14 protein-coding genes are annotated in these 23,921 nt (G+C 59.6%); 10 read left to right on the forward strand and 4 right to left on the reverse strand.

What is annotated here, in order from left to right; all coding sequences use genetic code 11:
- Positions 1–221 precede the first annotated feature (221 nt).
- The 4 genes from AB4Y89_RS08550 to AB4Y89_RS08565 all read left to right on the forward strand — a co-directional run bounded on the left by AB4Y89_RS08550 (position 222) and on the right by AB4Y89_RS08565 (position 10,118).
- A complete protein-coding gene (locus tag AB4Y89_RS08550; RefSeq protein WP_442300495.1) occupies positions 222–3,047 on the forward strand; it encodes a TonB-dependent receptor in 2,826 nt (941 codons plus the stop codon).
- A 78-nt stretch (positions 3,048–3,125) separates the two neighbouring features.
- A complete protein-coding gene (locus tag AB4Y89_RS08555) occupies positions 3,126–4,352 on the forward strand; it encodes a DUF2891 family protein (protein WP_442300496.1) in 1,227 nt (408 codons plus the stop codon).
- The gene (locus tag AB4Y89_RS08560) at positions 4,349–8,839 is read left to right on the forward strand and encodes a M14 family metallopeptidase (protein ID WP_442300497.1); all 4,491 of its coding nucleotides are present in this window, start codon (positions 4,349–4,351) and stop codon (positions 8,837–8,839) included. Before AB4Y89_RS08555 ends, AB4Y89_RS08560 begins: the two co-directional genes overlap by 4 nt.
- Before the next feature lie 19 nt (positions 8,840–8,858).
- Complete coding sequence (locus tag AB4Y89_RS08565) at positions 8,859–10,118, forward strand: MFS transporter (RefSeq protein WP_442300498.1); 1,260 nt, start codon at positions 8,859–8,861, stop codon at positions 10,116–10,118.
- A 2-nt stretch (positions 10,119–10,120) separates the two neighbouring features.
- Here the strand turns inward: AB4Y89_RS08565 and AB4Y89_RS08570 are convergent, their stop codons facing one another.
- Complete coding sequence (locus AB4Y89_RS08570) at positions 10,121–11,134, reverse strand: AraC family transcriptional regulator (RefSeq protein WP_442300499.1); 1,014 nt, start codon at positions 11,132–11,134, stop codon at positions 10,121–10,123.
- A 114-nt stretch (positions 11,135–11,248) separates the two neighbouring features.
- Here AB4Y89_RS08570 and AB4Y89_RS08575 point away from each other — a divergent pair, with 114 nt between their 5' ends.
- Together AB4Y89_RS08575 and AB4Y89_RS08580 are read left to right on the forward strand one after the other, a co-directional pair.
- Positions 11,249–12,148 carry an SDR family oxidoreductase gene (locus AB4Y89_RS08575; protein ID WP_442300500.1) on the forward strand — a complete coding sequence of 300 codons (900 nt, stop codon included), beginning with the start codon at positions 11,249–11,251 and terminating at the stop codon, positions 12,146–12,148.
- A 378-nt stretch (positions 12,149–12,526) separates the two neighbouring features.
- Positions 12,527–14,533, forward strand: coding sequence for a M3 family metallopeptidase (locus AB4Y89_RS08580; protein ID WP_442300501.1), 2,007 nt, complete (start codon positions 12,527–12,529; stop codon positions 14,531–14,533).
- Positions 14,534–14,715: 182 nt separating this feature from the next.
- Here the strand turns inward: AB4Y89_RS08580 and AB4Y89_RS08585 are convergent, their stop codons facing one another.
- Positions 14,716–16,593: a mechanosensitive ion channel domain-containing protein gene (locus tag AB4Y89_RS08585; RefSeq protein WP_442300502.1), complete on the reverse strand. Its 1,878-nt coding sequence runs from the start codon at positions 16,591–16,593 to the stop codon at positions 14,716–14,718.
- 122 nt (positions 16,594–16,715) lie between these two features.
- Between AB4Y89_RS08585 and AB4Y89_RS08590 the strand changes: the two genes are divergently transcribed.
- The 3 genes from AB4Y89_RS08590 to AB4Y89_RS08600 are packed head-to-tail and all read left to right on the forward strand — an operon-like array spanning position 16,716 to position 18,924.
- Positions 16,716–17,246 (forward strand): VOC family protein, encoded by a 531-nt coding sequence (locus AB4Y89_RS08590; RefSeq protein WP_442300503.1) that lies wholly within the window; start codon positions 16,716–16,718, stop codon positions 17,244–17,246.
- 44 nt (positions 17,247–17,290) lie between these two features.
- On the forward strand, positions 17,291–17,683 hold the full coding sequence (locus AB4Y89_RS08595) for a YciI family protein (RefSeq protein ID WP_442300504.1): 393 nt from the start codon (positions 17,291–17,293) through the stop codon (positions 17,681–17,683).
- Positions 17,680–18,924: an RNA polymerase sigma factor gene (locus AB4Y89_RS08600; protein WP_442300505.1), complete on the forward strand. Its 1,245-nt coding sequence runs from the start codon at positions 17,680–17,682 to the stop codon at positions 18,922–18,924. Before AB4Y89_RS08595 ends, AB4Y89_RS08600 begins: the two co-directional genes overlap by 4 nt.
- 127 nt (positions 18,925–19,051) lie before the next feature.
- On the opposite strand, the gene AB4Y89_RS08605 is transcribed toward AB4Y89_RS08600, so the two are convergent.
- Complete coding sequence (locus AB4Y89_RS08605; RefSeq protein ID WP_442300506.1) at positions 19,052–21,259, reverse strand: GH92 family glycosyl hydrolase; 2,208 nt, start codon at positions 21,257–21,259, stop codon at positions 19,052–19,054.
- Between the two features lie 346 nt (positions 21,260–21,605).
- Between AB4Y89_RS08605 and AB4Y89_RS08610 the strand changes: the two genes are divergently transcribed.
- Positions 21,606–23,150: an ankyrin repeat domain-containing protein gene (locus AB4Y89_RS08610; RefSeq protein ID WP_442300507.1), complete on the forward strand. Its 1,545-nt coding sequence runs from the start codon at positions 21,606–21,608 to the stop codon at positions 23,148–23,150.
- Positions 23,151–23,313: 163 nt separating this feature from the next.
- On the opposite strand, the gene AB4Y89_RS08615 is transcribed toward AB4Y89_RS08610, so the two are convergent.
- Entirely contained in the window at positions 23,314–23,913 is a 600-nt protein-coding gene (locus AB4Y89_RS08615) for a TMEM175 family protein (protein ID WP_442300508.1), read from the reverse strand.
- Positions 23,914–23,921 lie beyond the last annotated feature (8 nt).

Here is a 23,921-nt window from a genome sequence, read left to right on the forward strand (position 1 = left end):
CCTGTATACAATCCAGAAATTTTTAGATCTGCGAAAGGCACTAATTCTCGTGCAAACTGAACAACGCCACAATTTGCAGGGATTTTTTGAGGAAACCGAGACATGTGCTGCCCATAAATTATTTCTTGACAAAAACAGATTTCGTTTTTATAAGCAAGGAACCCGCAGTTAAAACTCTGTGAAAGGGCGCGGCTGCCTCCTGGCTGAGCCCGGAGGATGCGATGCGCCCATTGTCTGGCACCAAGGTCTTCTTCTGTCTACTCCTCCTGTCTTCGGCCGCCACGCTTGCGGCCCAAAGTACTCTTGGTGACATCACAGGAACGGTGCATGATGTGACCGGAGCAGACATTGCTAACGCCTCTGTCACGCTGGTCAACACCGACTCCGGCATCAAGTCCAGCCAGACCAGCGGAGGCGATGGCGGTTATCGCTTTCAGCAGGTGGCGCCCGGTCACTACCGGCTGGAGATCGCGGCTGCTGGGTTCAGCAAGACGGGTATCAGCAACCTCACCATGAACCTGGATGCCCACCTCACACAGGATGTAACTCTGAGCGTGGGGAGCACCGGCGAAGTCGTGGAGGTTAACGGCTACTCTCCACAGATCAATACCGAGAGCAACAGCGTCGGTGGTGTGGTGACTCAGGACGAGATCGACAAGCTGCCCGTCAACACACGCCAATACCTGAATCTCGCGCTGCTTGTTCCGGGCACCAGTCAGGATGCATCGCGCTCGTTCTATAACAACGTGCAGATCGGTGGCGGTTCCGGCTACTACACCAACGGTTTCGTGATCGATGGCGTTTCCAATGTCTTCGCTGAGATGGGTGAGCCTCGTCAGAACTTCCCCCAGGGCGGCGTGCAGGAGTTCAAGGTCAACATCACGCAGTATCCGGCAGAGTATGGCCTCTCAATGGGAGGCCTTATCTCCGTCGTTACCAAGAGCGGAACGAATGCTTTTCATGGTGAAGCCTTCGAGCTGTGGCGTAACAAGGCGATCAACGCGCCGAAGTTCAACCAGACCGTCAACCCCGATTTCAATCGCAATCAGTTCGGAGGTGATATCGGCGGCCCCATCCTGAAAGACCGCACGCACTTCTATCTGGCCTTTGAGCGCACGCAGACCTCTGAGGTCTACACCGTCGCTGCTAGCCCGACCTACTACAGCGCCAACAACGGAGCGTTCACAAAGCCCAGTCACGACCAGATGTTCACAGCGCGCGTCGATCATAAGCTGACGGAGAAGCAGGCTCTGTTCGCCCGTTACGCGCAGGAGTGGAACTTGCTTAGCTACCAGGGTTGCGGCGGCGCCACCGTCCGTAACTGTTACAACGGCGAGATTCCACGCCAGTCGCTCGTCGTCGGCCATACCTACACGCTCTCGCCGCGGCTGTTGAACGATCTTCGTTTCCAGTACGCATACGCCTCCTACCAGCTCGGCCCGCCGAATGCCCCTATCCCAACCAATCCTGGTAGCTACTCGCAGCAGGTGCTCAACAGCCTGCAGACGGCGTACACCTTCCCCGGCTTCAGCTATGGTTTCGGCTATGCCGACACCGGTGTGGAGCGCCGCTTCCAGCTTCTCGACAGCGTCTCTTATGTTCTTGGCAAGCACACCTTCAAGGCGGGCTTCGACGTCAGCTACATTCCGTTCACCGACGGTGCGGCCAGCAACTACAACGGCACCTGGACCTTCGGTACGGACCAGGTCTTCGATCCGAATAACGCATCCACCATCGCTGCGCTGAAGAATCCTACTTCGTACACGCAGACGATTCCGTTCATCTCGACGAAGATTCCCACCACGCCGCTCGGTCTCTACGGCGAAGACGAGTGGAAGGTTTCGCGCAAAATCACTGTCAATCTCGGCCTTCGCTGGGAACGCCAGTTCGGATCGTTCAATGAGCGGCTGAACTATACGACCGCTCAGTCTCAGATTCCATTCATCAATAACAACAAGGCTCGCGGCGACAGCAACAACTTCGCTCCGCGTATCGGCCTGGTGTGGGATATTACCGGCAAGTCGCGCGATGTGATCCGCGCTGGCTACGGCATCTACTACAACAACATTCAGACGCTGCAGAACTTCTCTGAAGCCCGCAACCTGGCAAGCTGCAGCATCTCCATCGTCAACCCTTCGTATCCGAATCCGTTCGGTGCGGGTAAGACGGCGGCGGACTACTGCTCGACGAACAAGCCGACCGTGACCTTCATGGCGCCGAACTTCCAGAACCCTTACGCGCAGCAGTATTCGGCAGGTTACTCGCGGCAGATCTCCAACAATCTCTCGGTCAACCTCGATGGCCTGTACAGCTACAGCCTGCACGACTACCGCACTATCGACCTGAACTTTCCCACCAGCGGCACCACCCGCCCGACGACGGGATGGAACATCATCAACATGCGTGCGCCGATCGCTGCCTCGAAGTACAAGGCGCTCTTTGTCCGCGTCGACAAGCGGCTGTCGCGTCGTCACATGTACACCGTCTCCTACACGCTGCAGAGCACGCGTGATAACAACCCGCAGGCGACGGCTACCAACCCACTGAATCTGGGGCTCGACTGGGGCCCTGGCAACGCAGACCGTCGCCATGCCCTGGTGGCCAGCTTCGGATATCAGCTTCCCTGGGGCATTATGAGCAGCGGCATCCTCACGCTTCGCTCGGCCACCCCGTTCAGTGCTTATGCCGCGACGGTGAATGCCGACTCGGTAACGCAATATGTGCCCGGCACCACCCGCAACCAGGTCAACCGCGATGTGGACTTCTCGTTGATCAACACCTACCGCGCGTCGCGCGGCCTGGCGGCGGTCGACCCATCCACCGTGCAGAACAGTGCGTACAAGTCTTTCGATCTGCGGCTGCTGAAGAACTTCCGCATCCACGACCGCTTCAGCCTCGAGGTCTATGGTCAGGCCTTCAACCTCTTCGGCGCGAATAACTACCTCTACAACAGCATTACAACCTCGGCGGCATCGGCCACCTTCGGCCGCGCTACTGACTCAGGCAATCGTCAACAGGGTGAGCTGGCGGCCCGCTTCACCTTCTAACGTCGTCGTGACCCGGGTCCCGCTGCGCGGCGGGACCCTTTTTCTGCGAGGGCAGGCATGGCAGTTGGATGGAAGTCTGTGTCATTGGTTATCACGCTGGGCTCGGCTATTGCCGTGGCCCAGCATCGTTCTGTGGATACGTCGAAGCTTGCTGCCTACGGCAAGTCTTTGCCAAAGGTGACAGTCCCCAGCTTCGGGCTTGAACAGGCCACCTATCTGGCGGCATGGCCGCTCTCGTGTGTCGATCATCCTCAGGCAGCGCCCGAAGGCGCACAGTATCTGTGGCTCTACGGAGAACGCCCGAAACTGCCGTTCGACTACGACAAAACCCGCGCCTTTTATGGCTGTTATGATTGGCACTCCGCCGTGAACAGTACCTGGATGATGGTCGCGTTGTCCAAGGACTATCCCGATCTTCCCCTGCGCCGCCTTATGCAGGAGAAGCTCACGGAACATCTCGGAGAGAAGAACATCGCCGGCGAGCTGGAGTTCTTCAAGACCGCAAAGAACTTTGAGAAACCCTACGGCTATGCCTGGCTCTTGAAGCTGCACGCCGAGCTCAGCATGTGGAACGATCCTGAAGCGGCCAAGCTCACGGCGAATATCAAGCCGCTGCAGGAGTTCTTTTCCACCAAGCTGATTGAGTACTACGATCATCTGCCCGTCGCCTCCCGCGCGGGCGTGCATCCGAATACCGCGATGTCGATGGTGCTGGTACTCGATGCGCTGAGCGCTGTGCCCAATGACAAATTGAAGGACGCTGTGGCGCGCAACGCCAACCGGCTTTTTGCTACGGACCGCGACTGCCCCACTGCCTTTGAGCCCGGCGGCACCGAGTTCCTCTCGCCCTGCCTGGCAGAAGCTCAGCTGATGAGCCGTATTCTTCCGCGGGAACAGTTTCCGCAGTGGCTGGCCGATTTCCTTCCGCCGCTGGAGTCGCCGCAGTTCCAGACGCTGGCAAAAAGTGTCGACGTCTCCAGGATCACCGATAAGGAAGAGTTCGCCGGCAAGTCGCACCTCATCGGTCTTGCCTTCGATCGTGCCTACGCCATGACCGAGATCGCCGATGCGCTTCCAGCGAAAGACGCGCGCATCGCCCTGCTGCAGCAGCTTGCGGCCATTAACGCTGCCGGCGGTTTGAAGGGCCTTCCCGATGCGGGCTATCTGGGTTCACACTGGCTGGGTACGTATGCCGTACTTTATCTGCGCGCGGCGCGTCATGCGCCACCGCAGCCTTCGGGCCCCACCAATGCTCTTCCTCCCGTGGACTCCACCAAACCTGTGAACGGAGACAGATCTCGATGAAACGTCTTGCACTGCCGATCGCATGCACGCTTGTGCTCGCAGCCGCGTCGCCGCTGCACAGTCAGAAGAAGAAGCCTGTTGCTCCAGCGGCGGCATCGAAGCCCACCCCAGCGGCGGATGCCGCGGCTCCCGCACCCGCGGTGGAGAAGGAGACCTTCCTCGAGAACCCATGGCAGCCCGGTATGCTGCTGCAGGACACCAACGGTGACAAGATTGCGGATGCTGTGTGCGGACACATTATCGTCCCAACGAATCCAAATGCGGCCGAGAACGCTGCTGCCGCCAATCTGTCAGCCCGTGTAGGTTATGAGACCTCCGCACTGACGCTGCCYGTGGTGATTCATGGGGCTCCACAGGCTGTGACAGGATGTACCGGCAGCGCACCGAATATCTGGATTGGCGAGAGCGCAGTTCCTGCGGCAGCGTCCGCGGCTGTTCGTGCCGTGGCCGGTACGCTGGGCTTCGGCGAAGGAGCCGTGGTCGCGGTCGACGGCGGTATTGCGGTCGTCGGTCCGGATCCCGTAGGTCTGCTGAATGCTGCCAATGCGTATGCGCAGCGCGCGCCGTTCCTATGGTCTGTTCCGGGGGACAAGATCGGCCTACCCGCAAAGAACATCAATGCCGCACTCGTAAAAGGGAAGAGCACCGCTAAGACGGAACTGCAGGCACTGGTCTTTGCCGGTAACAATGGCGGCATTCGCCGCGCGGTGTTGAAGCTGGACGGAACGATCGATGTTGCCACACTGCAGAAGCTATTGAAACCGGAAGAAGGAGCTGGAACACCCGTATCCTTCGGCGCCGTACGTGAGGTGCAGATTATGCTTGGCGATACACCGCTGACGTTTGCTGGTTCGGCGGCGGCTCGCGCCGGTGCGCTACCTGCGATGCCGGAAGGCAACGGTGATGCCCGCGTCCTCGATCTCGCTCGGCTTTACACCATCAAAGGCCTGCTGACCGGCAACGCCAAGAAGCCTATTCCTGCCGGTACCGCCGCAAAGCTCTACGTTCCCGCAGGTCCGCAGGGAATCGCGATGGCGAATCTGGCAGCACGCATCGGTCTTGAAACGGTCGGGATTACGCTTCCGCTGGCTGTGCCTGAAACCGGTGTTACGCCCTCGCAGTTGCAGGGAACTCCGGTGATGGCGGAAGGATCGCCCGCGGCCGACCACCTGCGCGACCTGCTCGCCGCCAAGCCGAACATCGACCTCGACAAGATGCAACCGGGCGCAGGCAAGGCTCTTCCGACACTTGCTGCCGGCGAGGGCGAGCTGCGCATCGTGGATCATGCCGCCGGTAAGAGCGATGCTCTGCTGATACGCGGCGACAGTGCGGGCGCTACGGCCGCACTCGATTATGCTGCAAACCATCTGCCCTATCTTTGGGAGCCGAACAAACGCTACGCCTCTGTCGAAGAGGTGCGTGACGACCTGCGGCATTTCTTCGGACAGAAGTCCGATGTGGGGCAGGCCGCGGCGGCGCTCTACCATCTCGATCAGTGGTCGGCGAAGCTTGCGAAAGATCACCCCACCGGACTTACCAGCATTCGCGCCGATGTCGATGTCGATGAGGTTGACCCCAAACTGAACAGCTTCATTCGCGGCATGCTTGCCGAGCGTCTGCATACGACGAACATTGAAGTCGTTACCGGCAGCAAACACGCTGGTGTGAAGTGCTGCGACGGCGATGTTCCCATGCACCTGCAGTCTGAGGTTGCGCCCTTCAAGCAGACCACGCCTACCTTCGCCGAAGATCTCACCTTTGAGTGGGAGGGCAAGCGTATGCTGGCGACGGCGCAGAAACTCGCTGCGCAAGCGCATGCGGGCGAGCCTGTGTTGGTGCAGGCAGGCGTCAGCGAAAGTCCCGGGCAACGCAAGCTTCTCGCCACACAACTCAAGTCTGCGCTCGAGGCCGCAGGTGTGAAGAATGCGCGTGTGGAAGTCCTCTCATCCTACAAGCAGGGATATAGCTGGCTGGTCGACTCGGTTGAGCCGGAACTTGCCACGAAGCACGCAGACAAGCTCATCATCGAGTTCGCACCCTACCGCGATCCTAAGAGCGAATCCACGATGCGCACCGAAGAGCGCTGGGTGCAGGAGCTCTATCCCGTTGACGAAATCCTCGCGCGCGACCTTAAGCTTCCATTGGTCAACATTGCCTTCAAGAAGATGAGCAGCGACGGCGGCCCCACCTATCGCGTCCGCGCCTTTGATAAAGCCGGTAAGGAAATCCTGACTCGCGAGTTCACGACCTATGTACATCAACGGCCCTACTCCACTGAGTTCAATAACTACGAGCAGGTCGGCATTGAGACGGGCTGGGTGACCTTTAGCGCTGCCGATGGATCGTGCATCGTAACCGAGCGTGTGCCCACGGACGTGGAGATGTTCTGGGAGCATTACCAGGACACAACCATGCCGAAGATCATTCATCAGATCCTGGCGCAGAGCAACGGCAAACCCAAGCTTGAGTATCAGCCGCTCTTCGACACCATCAAGGTCGACTTTCACATGAGCGAGCCCGACTACGCTCTCGGTCTCGATCAGGAACGTATCTCCTCGCTCGAAGGCCTGCAGGAAGATCTTCTCTTCGCGACGCAGAACTCCTTCTATATCTTTGGCAATACCTTCTCGACCGGCATTATGGACTATATGGGGCGCATCGTCCCCATCGCGCATCTCTCCGATGAGGGCAAAGATCCGCGCATTCATGTGGAGTTTTATGGCAGCGATGCCTCGCATCCACAAGTCAAGCTTGCATGGAAGGCGGGTGATGCGGGCGATGAGTTCAAGCGCGATCTTTCGGCGCTTGAAGCCGGCGACCCGCGGCTGGTAGCAACCCGCATCCAGCAGGGCTCCGATTCCGTGACCGCGCTTACATGGAGCCTTCCGGTCGCGAGCAATGAAGACAAGTTTGAAGAGTGGCGCAACCTCGTCACCGAGGACACGCTGGAGCGTACGGTCCTCTCTGCCGAGCAGGCGAAGGCAGAGCTCGCATGGCTGGAGAAGATGCACGCGGCCAGCCTCTATACCGCGCGCCTTGCTTACCCACATCTGAAACAGCTTGCTTTCGAGTTCGATCTTCCTCTGGAACTGCATCCGGCCGAGCACACCAAGCCCGAGACTCTTACTGCGCAGGCTGCCGTACCCGTGCCGGTGCATCCACGTCCGCAGATCGCTGATGTTACCCCCGCTGTGCAGAAATCTGACAAGACTTACGTACAGTGGGATCAACCCATCGGGCTTGAGGAGAATGAGCGTCTGCTCTCGCGCCTGTCTACCTTCCCCGGTGTGAACATCTACTGGATGGGCCGCAGCTACATGGGCAATAACATCTGGGCGGCGGACGTCATGCTGCCCACGCCCTCCGCGTTGCGCTCCATGGCGAAGGAGACGACGCTGAAGGCGGCCATCGTCTACTCCGGCCGCCAGCACGCCAATGAGGTCAGCAGCACCAGCCACATCCACAAGTTCGCCGAAGAGCTTGTCCTTGATGATGCGCGGCGTAAGTCGCTTGAGAAGGTCAACGTCGTTCTTCATCCCATCACCAATCCTGACGGCGCCGAGCTGGCGATGGACCTGGCGAAGATCACGCCAGACAACATGCTGCATGCCGGCTATCACGCCTCGCTCACGGCTGACATGATCACCGGCCTGTGGGAGCAGGACCCGCTCTATCCCGAGTCGCGCACGCGGCGTCAGCTCTGGGAGGCGTGGCTGCCTGACGGCTTCCTCAACCCGCACGGCTATCCGTCCCACGAGTGGGTGCAGCCCTTCTCCGAGTACTCGGCCTGGGTCATCTCCCGCAACGGAGCAGAGTTGGGACGCGCCTGGTGGGCTCCGCGTGGATGGTTCACCAGCCTCTATTACTTCAACGATGCCGACCATCCGCAGAGTAAGACTGTGAATTACACGCTGCGCGATTACATCGTCGACGGTATGGCTAAGGCGCCGGGCGTGCTCGACATGAACGCGCGTATGAACGCACGCTATTTCCGCTATGGTCAGCAGTGGGATCCGCGCGCCTTCCAGCAGCCCATCTATAAAGGTGTGCGCGTCTATATGGCGGTTACGGGGCAGCAACCGGGCGCACGCGCATCAGCTTTCAGCGCACGTTTCCCGGATGTGACTTATGACGATGGCTACACCGAGGCTCCGGACGAAACCGCACGCGGCGAGTGGTTACATCTTGTCGCCGGCGCCGGGCTCGCATACGATCATGCTCACCTGCAGTTCCTTACCGATGGCAAGTTCAAGATCAAGCGCACGCAGAAGGAGTTCTTCGATGGCGTGCAGTGGTCTGTGAACCGCGATCGCCCAGTTCTGCCGGAGACCAAAGAGGCCACATCGGCGGCGGCACCTGGGCAGCCGGCAACGGGGCAGCCGGCAACAGCAGGCACCGCTCCTACCGGCACGGCTGGTGAGCCGCTGGAGACGAATCCGACGCCCGCAACGCCGCAGCCCGCACCTCCAACCCCGGCGCATCACTAACCCACAGACAGGAGCGCATGTGACGGACACCCTGGTCGACAACCCAGCCTTCTGGTCCCTGGCCAAGCACCCGGCACGGCGTAACGCCTTGCTGGCCGCGGCCCTCGGCTGGATGCTCGACAGCATGGACGTCATGCTCTACTCCATGGTCATTCCTGCGGCACAGAAAGACCTTGGCATGAGCTCCGCCACCGCCGGGCTCATCATGAGTTTCACGTTGCTTGCCGCCGCGGGCGGCGGTATCGGGTTCGGTTTCGTCGCCGATCGCCTGGGACGCACGCGTGCGCTCTCGCTTTCGATTCTGATCTATACGGTTTGTACGGGACTTTGTGCTTTTGTCCATACAGTTCCGCAGCTTGCGATCTGTCGGTTCCTGCTCGGTATCGGTATGGGCGGCGAGTGGGCTGCGGGCGCGGCGTTGGTTGCGGAAACCTGGCCGCAGCAGCATCGCGCCAAGGCTCTGGCACTGGTGCAGAGTGCCTGGGCTATCGGCTATGCGCTGGCTGCCGGAGTTGTCGCGCTCATCATGCCGCACTTCGGCTGGCGCGCTGTCTTTCTCGCAGGCCTGTTTCCCGCACTGATCACGATCTGGATCCGCCGTAAGGTGAAGGAGCCGGAACACTGGACGCCTGCGACCAACGTATCTGCCAGCGCACTCTTCCGCGGCAAGCTCGCTCAGCGCACACTGGTCATCACCAGCATGAACGCCGCCAGCCTCTTCGCCTGGTGGGGACTTTTCTCCTGGGCTCCGTCGTTTCTCTCTGCTCCGGTAAGCAAAGGCGGCCACGGTCTCGATGTGCTGCATACGTCCACGTTCACCATCGTGATGCAACTCGGTACGTTTCTTGGCTACGTCAGCTTCGGTCCGCTGGCAGACCGCTTCGGACGCAAACCGGTCTACGTCACCTTTCTGTTGATGGCCGCGCTGGTCGTGCCGCTCTATGCAGTGGTGAAGACGCCGACTGCGCTGTTACTGCTCGGTCCGGTGGTTGGCTTCTGGGGCACGGGTTTCTTCAGCGGCTTCTCCGTTATATCCAGCGAAGCCTTTCCCACGGCGTTACGCGGGCGAGCGATGGGCTTCGCCTACAACCTCGGCCGCATCGCCAGCGCAGTCGCGCCCTTTACCGTGGGCCGCATTGCGCAGGAGCGCGGGTTCAGCTTCGGGCTTTCGATTACCGCCGCAGGCTTTCTGCTAGCAGCAGCGATTGCGCTGTTCCTGAAGCAGGACTGGGCAAAGATTAGCCAGGAAGAAGTGCAACCGCAGGTCGTGGTTTCCTAAAATCACCCGTGCACCGGGTGCCCCATGTCCCGCTTTTGGGACGTGGGTATTCGCGCGTCGCGCGAACCGCCTTTTGCTTCTCGCGGAGATGTCGTCCCCGGAAGCCGAGTCGCATCACGCCCACGCACATACTGCCGCGGCGAACATCCCATCTCCCGCTTGAACGCTGTGCTGAACGCGCTCTCCGACTCATACCCCAGCGACAACGCAATCGCAGAGACTGGCTCTGCAGAATTCGCCAGCTTATCGGCAGCCAGCAGCATACGCCACCGTGTCAGATACTCCATCGGAGAAGAACCAACCGTCTCTTTAAACTTCACCGCGAAGCTCGACCGCGACATACCCGCCTCTTCGGCTAACTGCTGCAGCGTCCATCGCCGCGCCGGCTCATTGTGAATGCAACTCATCGCCGCACTGATCTGTTTATCCGCCAGCGCAAACAGCCAGCCGACACTGCCGTTGGCTGGCTCCGCCAGATGCAGGCGCAGCGCCTGTACCAGCATCATGTGGGTGAGCTGCTGTGCGATCAGATATCCGCCCGGCTGCGGATCGCGCAACTCCTGCATCATGCGTTCCAGGCACCACCGCATCGCGGCGCGGTCTGATTCTTTTGCAAGATGCACGATCGGCGGCAGTACCTTCAGCAGCATGCTGCTGTCTCCTGAGAGGGCAAAGTGCCCGCCCAGTCCGAAGCACGCACCTCCGCCGTTGTACGTTGCAATAGCGCCATTCAGAGGGAAGCGAAAGATGGTCTGTGCATCGACCGGCGGCAGCGAGAGATCGCTTGCCATCCGGAAGCGCCGGCCCGAGGGCAACAGGTAGCAGTCGCCCGCGGAGACATGCACCGACTCGGGAGCACCGTCCACCGCAAGCCAGCACTCGCCTGAGACCACGGCGTAGCACTTGATGCCGTCGTGCGGACCGAACTGGATCGACCAGTCGCCGCCCATATCCATACCGCCGGAGGTGTAACTGCGCGGTTTCAGCAACGACAGCACGGCCGAAAGGGGATCCATGCTGTATTGGACGCTCGCGAAGGTATTACGGATTCTCAAGCATAGATCGTATGCCGCGCATTGCCTATCGTCCTAGTTAGAGGGGCTCTTGCCCCTCTAACTAGGAGAGTATCGATGCGGGTTTTCCTTACGGGTGCAACAGGATTTATCGGTTCGGCGATTGTTCCGGAGCTCATTCAGGCGGGCCACAAGGTCCTTGGCCTTACGCGCTCCGATGCTGGTGCGGAGCAACTCCGCAAGGCCGGAGCAGAGGTGCATCGCGGCGACCTCGAAGACCTTCAAAGTCTGCGGAACGGGGCGGCGAATGCGGACGCCGTCATTCACACCGCCTTCAATCACGACTTCTCCCGGTTCGCGGCCAACTGCGAGACCGACCGCCAAGTCATCCAGGCGCTGGGCGAGGTACTCGCCGGTTCCGATCGTCCGCTGATCGTTACCTCCGGTACCGGTATTGCGGGCCATGGCGGCAACGGCCACATCGGTCTGGAGACCGATTCTCCGGTGAGCTCGAAGATCATTCCCCGTGGCGCAACCGAAGAGGCCGTGGCTGCGGTGGCAGAAGGCGGAGTCCGGACGATGGTCGTTCGTCTCCCCCAAGTGCACGACACCGAGAAGCAGGGCCTGGTGAGCTACGCCATTCAGATCGCACGCCAGAAGGGCATCTCTCCTTACATCGGCGAGGGGCGTAACCGTTGGCCCGCCGTGCCTCGGTTTGCTGCAGCAGAGCTGTACCGCTTGGTACTGGAGAAGGGGGAAGCAGGAAAGCGCTATAACGCCGTGGCGGAAGAGGGTGTTTCCATGCGTGAGATCGCCGAGGTCGTCGGCCAGGGCCTGAAGGTCCCGGTAGTTTCCATCACACAAGAACAGGTGGCGGAGCACTTCGGCTGGCTGGCTATCTTCGCCGGTTTGGATATGCCGGCCTCCAGCGCATGGACACAACAGGCGCTGGGTTGGAAGCCTGTTGGACCAAGCCTGATCGAAGACCTGAAGAATATGCGCTATGTCGAAGCCTGAAGCAGTCTCCGGGCGATGTCCGAAGTTTCGGAGCCCAAACTCTGGGTGCCCCATCCATCGCATCGCGATGGGTGGGATGTTCGAGCGAAGCTCGAATCGGATGGAGCCGTGGGCCTTTCCTCTAATGGACAAGCGAGCCCAGGGCTGAAGCCCATTCACTTCTTATCCTTTATCAGCGGGCTGAAGCCCGCTGCTCCCACCCATTTTCACGGTTGTCTGAGACCACCTCAGGCTAAATGGATTTGTCGGTACGCCCAGTAAAGAAAAGCTCCGCTCATGGCAGCGGGGCTTTTGTCTCTCAGTGCGTTATCCTCATCCCAATCCAGATCGAATTGGAGCACGTCTCTTGTGCGCAAACTTCTCGTTGCAGGATTGTTGATGAGTACACTTACCACCGCCCCCGTTATCGCCGAAACGCCAGCCAACGATCCGCTGCATGTCTGGATCGGCAATCCTGATCCTGCCGGAGTGACGGCCTGGGTGCAGCGTCATCTCGACGATGTCGCCCGCCTGGAGAAACAGATACTTGACGCCCCGGGACCGCGCACGGTGGAGAACACCCTGGCCCCGTTTGATGAGATGGGTCGCGCTCTCTCCACCGCGAGCATGGGGCCGTCGCTGTTGAACAATGCCTCTCCGGTGAAGGAGCTGCGCGATGTAGCACAGACCGAGCTGCGGCGTGTCTCCTCCGTCGGTGCGGAGATCTCCCTCAACCGCAAGCTCTACGACGCGCTGGTTGCGATCAAGACCGACAGTCTCGACGCCGAGACGAAGCATTATCTCGAGCGCGAGCTGAAGGGATATCGTCTTGCTGGTGTTGATAAGGACGAGGCCACGCGCGCAAAGATCCGCGACCTGCGCGACAAGCTCACCGCCGTTGCCCTCCAGTTCAATCGCAACATCGCCGAAGGTACCGCCAGCATCCAGGTCAAGGCCGGTGAGCTCGACGGCCTGCCCGCCGACTACATCGCCCGTCATCAGCCCGATGAGCATGGCATGGTTACCATCACCACAGACGAGCCCGACTATCGCCCGGTGATCACCTATGCCAAGTCGGCCGCGCTACGGAAGCAGCTCTACCTCACCTACATGGGCCGCTGCTATCCGGCCAATAAAGATCTCCTGCTACAGCTCATCGCTCTACGCGAAGAGATCTCGCAGTTGATCGGTATGAAGAGCTGGGCTGAACTGTCCAGCGCCGACAAGATGATCGGCACACCCGCCAACATCCAGTCGCTGATCGACGAGTTGGACAAGGCCGCCCGTCCCGCCATGGACAAGGAGTATGCGCAGCTTCTCGCCTTCGCACAGAAGCAGGAGCCCGGCCTGACGCAGATCTCCGACTACTCCGCCTCATACTTCGGCGAGCTCTTCCGCCGCGACCACTTCAACTTCGACTCCCAGGCGGTGCGTGCCTACTTCCCCTACGAAGAGGTCGAGAAGGGTGTGCTCGACACCGCCGCTCGTATGTTCCATATCGAGTTCGTCCAGATGAAGGACGCTGCGCTCTGGCATCCGTCGGTTAAGGCCTTCGATGTCTTCGACCGCTCCACGCCAGATCGTCAGAAGATCGGCATCATCTATCTCGACATGCATCCGCGTGCCGGCAAGAACAAGTGGTTCAACGCCGGCACGGTCGTGCAGGGTAAGAAGGGGATCGCTCTTCCCGAGGCTCGCCTGAACGCAAACTTCCCGGAGCCGACCGCAACCGATCCCGGTCTGATGCAGTATGCCGATGTGGTGACCTTCTTTCACGAGTTCGGTCACATGCTGCATGGCATCTTCGGCAACCGGCAGCAGTGGGCAGGCACCGGTGCCTTCTCGATTGAGTGGGACTTTGTCGAGGCTCCCTCACAGATGCTGGAAGAGTTCTTCGCCTCAAAGGCAGTGCTCGACACCTTCGCCAGACACTACAAGACCGGCGAACTGATGCCGCAGCAACTCTTTGATGGCATGATCCGGGCCGATGAGTTCGGCCGTGGAACCGGCGTCGAGCGCCAGTTACAGTTCTGCACCTATGCGCTGGAGATGTTCCATCTTCCGGCGAAGGACGTAGACGTCGATAAGCTCTGGTATACGGCACAGGCGAAGTACTCACCCTACGCCGGGTCACCCGATGTGCGCATGTATGCGACCTTCACGCATCTGGTCAGCTATTCGTCGAACTACTACACGTACCAGCTCAGCAAGGTGATTGCCCTGGACTTCTTCGGACAGTTCGATCCGAAGAACCTGCTCGATGGTCCGGCGGCAATGCGCTATCGCAGGACAGTGCTGGAGCCGGGCGGTGCGGCGAGCGCAAATACCCTGGTGAAAAACTTCCTGGGCCGTCCACAGCAGTACGATGCGACGAAGAAGTGGATCAATGCGGAGTTTGCGAGGTAGTTGAATGGTGGAATCGTTGAATGGTTGAATGGGGCGAGGGTTTGAGCTTTGCTCAAACCCTCGTTTGTTCTTGCTTGTCATCCTGAGCAACGCGAAGGACCTGCTTAAGGGTGCCGAAGAGGCATCGGTAGAGAGGCGGGTCCTTCACTTCGTTCAGGATGACAAACCAAAAGGTGACTCGTCTATCCCTGTTTCTCCACTGCACGCCCTGCAAGTGCAGGCGGCTTGTGCATTACATCGATCACGCGCTGGTACAGCCGGTTCTTTGTCTCAAACCGCTCGGCTGCCCGCGTGATGTAGCGGATCACCAGATCGATTCCTGCACCTGAAGGCCGCAGGTTGATCGCTGGATCGGCGCTGAACTGGCTGAGGCCGTATTGCCGTGTGCTGCGTCTCCACTCGTCTTCGGCGAGTCGAGCGCTCTTCTCCGTCTCCTGCACGATGACGTCATGAATCTCCTCCACTACCTCGTAGGTGGTCTCCGATGCAGGGATGCTCACGGAGATCTCATCCCACATCCACTGGCCGGTGGTCGAGAAGTTGAAGTACTGTCCGCGGATGGCGAAGCTGTTGATGAAGGTCACGCGGCGGCCGGTGGGATGTCCTTTGTCGGTCCAGTTGCCGGTCTCGAGCATCGTCGTGCGGAAGAGATTGATCTCGATTACCTCTCCGCCGACTCCATTGATCTCTACCCAGTCGCCGACGCGGATGCCGTTTCTGCCCATCAGCACAAACCAGCCGAAGAAGGCGAGGATGAAGTCCTGCAGCACAACGGTAAGGCCGGCGGTCGCCAGTCCCAGGATGGTAGTCATCTGTCGCGGCGATCCAAAGATCACCAGCAGGACCAGCAGAATGCCCATGACCTGGACGCCCAACTGCAAAATTGTCTGCAGCGTCTGTTTGCGCCTGCGATCGAGTGCGGGGCGCTCCAGCAACTTCAGAATCAGAGTTTCGGTCAGGATGATGCACACCAGGATCGCCACAATCACCGCCAGCGACTGCAGCAACAGATGCAGCAGGATACGGTGTTGTAACAGTACCTGGTCGCTCCACTTGCGATAGACATCAGCGAGCTGCTGCTGCGATTGGATGCGGTCGTCAAAGATGCTGAGGATCTGTCGCTCGGCGGCACGCTCCTTCAGGCTGGCGAGCCGGGAGGCATGGTCGCCGCCGCCGGCTGCTGCACCGTTGGTTGCAGTGTTGGCCTTCGCCTCCAGCGCATTGTGTTGCGCGGTCAGGGCTGCGATGTCCGCGTTCGCCTGTTGCAGCGCCTGCTGAATCAGTTGATAGCGGCTGCGCTGGTTCATCCATGCCCGGATGCGTCCCGCCAGGGTGCCGTACTGTCCCGCGGAGAGAACCGCTGTCTGGGTGTTGCCATGCGCTTCGCTGTCATACTTCTTTACCGCGGCTTCGCGCTCGGCAAGCTCTTCCTGAATCCGACTGCGCTGGTCGCCCACCGCGCGCGCCAGGTCCTGCTGTGCGTCGGCAAGCTGATCCGTATCGAGCCCAAGCTGCGCCTTAGCGATCTCCAGATCGTCGGAGCTTGCGGCTGCCTGCGCGGCGCCACCGGGCGCACTTGTCGCAGGAGCAGACGCGGGAGTTAAGGCCTGCACCGCTGCCTGGTCCTGTTTCACCAGCGTCTGCAGCTCTTTGACCTTTTGTGAGAGCTCCAGAGCTTCTCCAGAGAGAGACTTGTGCTGTACCTGTGCGCTTGCCATCCGCAATGCAGAAGCGAAAGCCTGGTCGACTTCATGGTCGGCCAGCTTCTCAGCCTGGCGCGCATACTCTACCTCTTCCGCGGTCACTGCCAGCGGAGCCAGGGCCTGCGCCGTCTGCCACGGCCGTGTGTCGACAAGGGTGTCCTGGTCAGCCAGTACCCGTGCCTTGCCTTGTCCTTTCAGGAAGGGAAGATGCGCCATCGAGTCGCGGGTCGTCCAGGAGACGGCCAGAAAAAAGACCAGCAGTGCCACTAACGCCAGAAGCAGCAGCAGTTTTGTGCGTCCGAAAACAGTCCGCCGTGTTGTGGGGGCGGGCGCCGGCGCATGGGGATGCGTTGTCATGCCTGTATTCTCACAGGTTTTGATTAAGACCGGTGATATCTCCCCTAAGCTGAATTTTTTCATGGCCATGTCGAGAAACGGATCCCTGGCTCCGACTATTGCGTGAAAGGGGAAAGTCAGCCATGTCTCACACCAACTCACTCACCCGCCGCCGGTTCGTCGCCACTGCAGCTTCTGCTGCCGCCCTGGTCGCGGCTCCATCCCACTCGGAGGTAAGTCAAACCATGCGCACCTACGATGCAGAACGAACCACGTTGACCCCATACCTTCTCTTCGACGGCAACTGCCTCCAGGCAATGGAGTTCTATCGCTCCTGCCTGGGCGGCGAACTAAAAGTCCTCAAGGTGAAAGACTCGCCTGTGAAGGACCATATGCCGGCCGCGCACCAGGAGAAGGTTCTCAATGCCAACCTGCGTAGCGATCTGCTTGAGATCTCCGCTTCAGACTGGCTGCATCCCGACAGGAAGATGGCGCGCGGCAATATGACCTGTCTCTATCTCAGCGGAGGGACGCTGGAAGCCCTTACTGGGCTCTTCCACAAGCTCTCCGACGGGGCCGAGATCACCGATCCGCTGCAGCAGCAGTTCTTCGGCGCCTACGGAGCTCTCAACGACAGATTCGGTGTCCGCTGGATGTTTGTCACCGGTAAGTAGCAACATATCTCACACAACAGAAAGAGACTTGAGGAGCAAAGTACATGAACTACATTTTGTTGATGACCAGCAACAAGGCAGGCGTGGACTCGTACCGTCAGTGGCCAAAGGCCGATGTGGAGAAGCACTTCGCCTTCCTGCATCGCGTGAACCAGGAGCTCACCGAAGCCGGAGAGTTTGTTGCCACCGAAGCTCTGGCCGGCCCCGAACAGGCGCGTATAGTTACTGCCGGCAAAGACGGCGTGCCTGTTACCGACGGCGTCTTTCCCGAATCCAAAGAATTTCTGCTCGGCTATTGGATCGTGGATGTCGAAAGCCCGGAGCGGGCCTATGAGATCGCGGCGCGGATCTCCGCAGGGCCGGCGCCCGGAGGTGGTTCTACTGCCATGCCGATCGAAGTGCGGCAGATCATGACACGGAGGACCGGCGATCTATGAGCGCCAGTCTCACCGGAGAGCTGGACGAGCGTTCCCAGCACCTGTTGCGCGATCTTGCGCCGCAGGTGCTGGGTATCGTCGCTCGCCGCTACCGTGACTTCGCTGCTGCGGAAGACGCCGTACAGGAGGCGTTGATTGCCGCAGCGCTGCAGTGGCCACAAATGGGCGTTCCGGAGAACCCGCGTGGCTGGCTCATCCGCGTGGCCTCGCGACGCATGCTCGATGCGATCCGCAGCGACATCGCACGGAGAGAGCGCGAACAGGAGGTAGCCCTCGAAGCGCTTCGTCAGGATGTTACGGATGTAGATCCTGATGACACCCTCACGCTCTTCTTCCTCTGTTGTCATCCCTCGCTGACGCCGGCATCGGCCATTGCGCTAACGCTCCGGGCAGTTGGCGGTTTAACGACGGCGCAGATCGCTCGTGCCTTTCTTGTGCCGGAGGCGACGATGGCGCAACGCATCAGCCGCGCGAAGGCGGCGATCAAGGCTGCTGGTTCACGCTTTCATATGCCGGAAGGCAGGGAACAAAGCGAACGGCTTGCGGCCGTACTGCATATCCTCTATCTCGTCTTCAACGAAGGGTATGTCGCCAGCGCCGGCGAATCGGCGCAGCGTATCGAGCTCTCGCAGGAGGCGATCCGCCTGACACGATCGCTCCATGCCCTGATGCCGGAGAACTCCGAGGTAGAGGGTCTGCTTGCCCTGATGTTGTTAACCCATGCGCGGCGCGAGGCGCGAACTGGAACGGGCGGGAAACTGATCCCACTCGATCGTCAGGATCGGAGATTGTGGAAACAAGTTGAGATCAATGAAGGTGCGGCACTGCTGCAAACAGCCATCTCCCGGGGAGCCGTTGGAGCCTATCAGCTTCAGGCAGCCATCGCAGCGCTGCATGATGAAGCTTCACGAGCCGAAGAGACGGACTGGCCTCAAATCCTGGCTCTCTATGAGCTGATGAAACGCATCTCCGATAACCCAATGGTCGCGTTGAATCATGCCATTGCTGCCGCTATGGTTCATGGGCCAACGAAAGGGCTCGAACTGTTGCGGGCTCTCGATGCCGATGAGCGCATTGCCAGGCATCATCGCCTCGACGCTGCTCGCGCTCACTTGTTTGAGATGGCCGGGGACTACAAGGCCGCTATCACTCATTACCGCCTGGCTGCCACTCGCACGACCAGCCTGCCAGAGCAGCAGTATCTGCAGACGCAGGCCGCCCGTTTGTGCGAACGGCTATGAGGGGAGCACGCAAATCCGGGTGGGATATTCGGGGCTCCGACGAACTTGATTCGTGGGGTGAACTATTCGAGCAAAGCCGGGTGGGAGCAGCGGGCTGAAGCCCACAGCTCCCAACTGAACAAAATGATCACCGATAGCTCTCCGGATGCACATCCATCGAAGCCGGAGGAAATGTCTCCGGCTTCGCACCAAGCTGCGTGTTCGGCGTATCTCCCATCGTCAGCTCCAGCGTGCCTCCCTGCGTCAGGTCGGTGTGGCGGAACCAGACATGATCGAGCGTCTTTCCATTCAGCTTGATAGCTTGCACATACTTATTCTGTTTCGACGCGCCCTTCGCAACGATCACGAAGTCTTTGCCGTTCTGCAGGTGGATCGTCGTCTTCTCGAAGACAGGGCTGGCGATATCGTACGCCGGTACCGTGGGTGTGACGGGATAGAAACCCATCATCGAAAAGACAACGAAGGCGCTCATACCGCCGCCGTCCTCGTCGCCGGGAATGCCCTGCAGCGTGTCGGTAAAGAAGGCATCGAGCAGCATGCGCACCCGCTCCTGCGTCTTCCACGGAGCTCCCAGGCGATCGTAGATGTAGGGAATCGCGAAGCTGGGCTCGTTGCCCATGGAGAACTGACCCACCATCGAGGTGGAGTCAGGGAACTTTGCCTGGAACTCGTATTTCGATCGGCCCAGTGGCTCCCGGAAGAGCTGATCGAGGTTTGCCTCGGCCTTTTGCGTGCCTCCCATCAGGGAGACCAGGCCCGCATAGTCATGCGCGACGTCCCAGGTATAGGTGTAGGCATTGTTCTCGTCGTAAAAGTCGCGTCCGCCCATGCCGCCACCGAACTTCGGGTCCATCGGCTCAATCCAATTTCCGGCATCATCTTTCGGCCACATCAGTGACTTATCGGTGCGGAAGAGATTGCGGTAGTTTCCTGCGCGCTTCAGAAAGAGGGTTTCATCCTCCGGCTTCTTCAGCTCGCGTGCAAGCTGTGCAATGGCCCAGTCATCGAAGCTGTTGCCCAGTGTTACCGGAACCGGCTGACGCTTTTCAGAGGGATGCACCTGTGCGACGGTCTCAGTTTCTCCAGGGTGTAGCGCGGGCATATAGCCGTGAGCTGCGTAGAACTCATCAAGAGCTGTCTTCGGTCCCAGTCGCCACGGAAGCAGCGTGCTTTCGAGCGACCGCTTGCGAATACCTTCATAGGCAGTGGGCAGATCGAAGTTGCGCACGCCTTTGAACCATGCATCGGCAAACCACGGAGCGGAGTGGTTGCCATTCATGCACGCATATGGCCCGGTCAGGATGGCAAAGGTCGGCATGATGCCGCTCTGTTGATACATGCGCACATACGATTGCAGTTTGTCCGCTTCCATCTCCGGATTGAGGATGGTCTGCAACGGCTCCAGCGCGCGGAAGGTATCCCACAGCCAGTTATCGACATAGAACGGACGGCTGTCGGCGTGGACCTTGTGATCGAAGCCGCTATAGTACTGTCCGTCTTCGGTGACGTTGATCATCCGCTCCGAGCTGCGATAGAGCGCGGTATAGAAGACTCTCTTCTGTGCCTCAGTGCCGCCCTCGACTGCGACTCGTCCCAGCGTCTGGTTCCAGCGGGCTTTGCCGGCGGTCTTAATGCTCTCAAAGTTTTCCGATGAAATCTCATGCTGCAGGTTCTTCTTTGCCTGCTCCACGCTGATGAACGAAATGCCGTAGCGGAATTCGAGCGTGCCGGTATTGGAAGCGATCGCGAGGCTCTGTTTGTTGCTTGCCTCATGAGAGGTGGCGGTGACCGGCTTGCTGAACTCGCCATACACATACGCCTTCATCCCATCGAAGCGCTCTTCCCCTTCGACGAGATTGCCGTCGTGGACCGCGAGTGTCCCGGCAATGCGATTAGCAAGCACCAGGCCGGCTTTGCCGGAAGGGAAGGTAAAGCGGAAGTAGCCGCAGCGCTCGGTTACCGTAAACTCCGTGACGATGCCTGAGTTCCGCAACCGCGACCCGTAGTAATACGGCGTCGTTGTCTCCTGATCGTAGGCAGCAGGGGAGCCGTCGCCGGGCATGATGCTGAATAACTCGTTGATGCGATGTGAATTGATCGTCAGCGGAAAGGAATGAATCCGGTCGTCCATCGCATCAGACCGCAGCGGATACATTCGCACCATGCTGTTGGGCAGGTAAACGGCTGGACGCGTCGGGACAAGCAGGATGCCTACGTTGCCGATCGTCGGATCGACATACTCCACTTGTGCCTGCACCGAGACGGTTGCAACAAAGAGAGCAGCCAGGCAGGCGATGCGAGACAGAAGCTGCTTTGCGGGGATCAGCAATGCCACGGGAAACCTCGTGTTATCTAGTGCCAGATCATCATATAGTTCCGGCCCGGCCTATACCTGGGTGCCCCATATCCCGCTTTTGGGACGTGGGTATTCGCGCGTAGCGCGAACCTTTTTGCCATTTCGTAGCGAAGCGGGGTCCCCAACGAACTTCGTTCGTTGGGAGGAAGGGCAGCGAAGAAATCTGCTTCTCTACCGATCCCTCTGCGTTACACTCGTAACGCACACCAAGGGTGCACCCCGTCCGCGGAAAGGGATTATCCCACCTTTGCTTTTGCGTGATCTCACAACCCACTCTCTTCTCGCCCGACGAAGCGGATCGCGGGCTCATAAGAAGGAGTGAGTTATGTCTATCCGCGAACTTCCCGCGCGCCCTAACCTCGAACATCTCAAGAACCAGGCACGTACACTGCTGCAACAATCGCAGGCTGCGGACTCGTCCGCGACCGCGCGCTTCAGTGCCTGGGATGTTACGTCGCCGAAACCCAAACTCGCCGATGCGCTGCATATCATCGCCCGCGAGTATGGCTTCGATACCTGGCCTGCACTAAAGCTCCACGTCGAACTTGCCTCGGAAGATGCGATGAAGGCGCTCTCCGCCGCCATCAAGTCCAACCAGGCAGCGCTGGTCCGTGAGGTGACAACGCGTCATCCATCGCTCAGGGCGACGATCAACGAGCCTTTACCGGACTACAGTTTCGACGCGCCTGCCATTGTCGCTGCGGTGCAGCGCAACAACCGCGAGATGATCGATGTGCTGCTCGACGCCGGAGCCGATGTCAACGCTCGCACCCGCTGGTGGGCGGGCAGCTTCGGTGTGCTTGACTCTGCCGACAGTGAGCTTGCCGCCTACCTCATCTCACGCGGAGCGACGGTGGACATTCATGCTGCCGCGAGACTGGGTATGATCGATCGCGTCCGTGAGCTGCTGGCGGTTGATCCAAAGCTTGTTCATGCCCGTGGAGGCGATGGACAACTCCCGCTGCACTTTGCGGCAACGTATGAGATTGCCTCCCTTCTGCTCCATCGTGGCGCAGAGATCGATGCGCGCGATATCGATCATGAGTCCACGGCCGCTCAGTACATGGCCTGCACGCGGCAGATGCTGGAGTGGCGCGAACCTCACCGGCACGACATCGTCCGCTTTCTGATCGAGTTCGGAGCGAAGACTGACATCCTGATGGCATCGGCCATCGGCGATCTGTCGCTGGTGGAGCGCATTCTCAACCATGATCCTGAAACCATTCGGACCACGGTCAGCGAGCGTTACTTCCCAAAGCAGAATCCGCATTCCGGCGGATCGATCTATTTCTATGGTTTTGGGATGACGAAGTCGCCGCACATGATCGCACACGAGTTTGGCCACACCGCGGTCTTCGAGCTGCTGATGCAGCGCAGCCCGGCGTGGCTTCGCCTGATCAACGCGGCCGAGATCGGGGAAGGCGCTCGCGTTCAGAACATTCTGTTGGAGCATCCCAACCTGTTTCAAAAGCTCTCGTCTAACGCCGCCCGCCGCATCGTCGGGACGGCGGTGCGCAACAACGCCCGTGCCGTGGAGCTGCTGGTCACGAGTGGATGGCCCGTAACCGCCACGCTTGAGAACAACCAGACCGCGCTGCACTACGCCGCGTGGCATGGCAATCTCGAGATGGTCGACGCACTGCTGCGGCACAATGCCGTGGTGAATATCTTCGAGACCGAGCACGGAGGCAGCCCGCTTGCGTGGGCGTTGCACGGCTCACTGAATAGCTGGCACCGCGAAAAGGGCGATTATCCGGGAGTGACGCGGGCGCTGCTTGCCGCCGGTGCGCAGATTCCAAAGCCTGAACGACCGCTCGAAGCTATTCCGGAAGTGCTGGAGATCATTGAGCAATACAAGGAAGAACACTAGGATCGACAGGTTCGGTCGAGCCAATACTCTCGTTGCCCCATTCTTCGCGGTTTTATCGCGAAGGGTGGGTCCCGGCGAACTCGTTCGTTGGGGACCCGGACATGAGGCACCCAGTGCATGGGCGGTGTTCTTCATATTGCTCTCCTTGTATGAAATCGGTTGATTAGCGCCGCAGGAATCTGTGAAACAGCTCCGGCAAGCGGGGGCTCAGATAGATCAGCAGAACACAGCACACCAGGCTGAATCCCCAGACTGGCGACGAGAATGAGACGGCTGCAGCTGTAGTGAAGATAAGGAGGGCGACGTACGACCGGATCTTTGCGACGCGCCGCATTTGCGGAGTGATGTCGGCCTCCGTCGCCTGCGAGAATGCAGTCCGCTCGAAGGCGATGTAGGCGATCTCAATCAGAACGAAGACCAATGCATAGACAAAGACCGGAGCCGCAGCGAGTCTGGAGCCGGCCATCCATCGAGTAGTGACAGGCACCAACGAGATCATGAAAAGGTGCCCGAAGTTCCACCAGATCAGCTCCGGCGTTGCGATTCGGGCAAAGCGGAAGAGGTGATGGTGATTGATCCAGATAATCGCAATGAACAGATAGCTGACCGCATAGCTCAGCAGCAAGGGCCACAGAGGAGCCAGCGCACGCAGCGTCGGCTCCTCCGGCGGTTTCAGGTCCAGCACCATGATGGTGATGATGACGGCGAAGACTCCGTCAGAGAATGTTGCCAGCCGTTCCGAGGTTGTCTTCTTGTCCAGCATGAGCGGTC

It is taken from the genome of Terriglobus sp. 2YAB30_2, assembly GCF_052114765.1.
Classification (GTDB): Bacteria; Acidobacteriota; Terriglobia; order Terriglobales; family Acidobacteriaceae; genus Terriglobus.

Coding starts and splice junctions, on each gene's coding strand:
- AB4Y89_RS08590 (WP_442300503.1), top strand. CDS start 16,716: ATGTCTCACACCAACTCACTCACCCGCCGCCGGTTCGTCGCCACTGCA.
- AB4Y89_RS08595 (WP_442300504.1), top strand. CDS start 17,291: ATGAACTACATTTTGTTGATGACCAGCAACAAGGCAGGCGTGGACTCG.
- AB4Y89_RS08585 (WP_442300502.1), bottom strand. CDS start 16,593: ATGACAACGCATCCCCATGCGCCGGCGCCCGCCCCCACAACACGGCGG.
- AB4Y89_RS08575 (WP_442300500.1), top strand. CDS start 11,249: ATGCGGGTTTTCCTTACGGGTGCAACAGGATTTATCGGTTCGGCGATT.
- AB4Y89_RS08580 (WP_442300501.1), top strand. CDS start 12,527: ATGAGTACACTTACCACCGCCCCCGTTATCGCCGAAACGCCAGCCAAC.
- AB4Y89_RS08550 (WP_442300495.1), top strand. CDS start 222: ATGCGCCCATTGTCTGGCACCAAGGTCTTCTTCTGTCTACTCCTCCTG.
- AB4Y89_RS08610 (WP_442300507.1), top strand. CDS start 21,606: ATGTCTATCCGCGAACTTCCCGCGCGCCCTAACCTCGAACATCTCAAG.
- AB4Y89_RS08615 (WP_442300508.1), bottom strand. CDS start 23,913: ATGCTGGACAAGAAGACAACCTCGGAACGGCTGGCAACATTCTCTGAC.
- AB4Y89_RS08570 (WP_442300499.1), bottom strand. CDS start 11,134: ATGGATCCCCTTTCGGCCGTGCTGTCGTTGCTGAAACCGCGCAGTTAC.
- AB4Y89_RS08600 (WP_442300505.1), top strand. CDS start 17,680: ATGAGCGCCAGTCTCACCGGAGAGCTGGACGAGCGTTCCCAGCACCTG.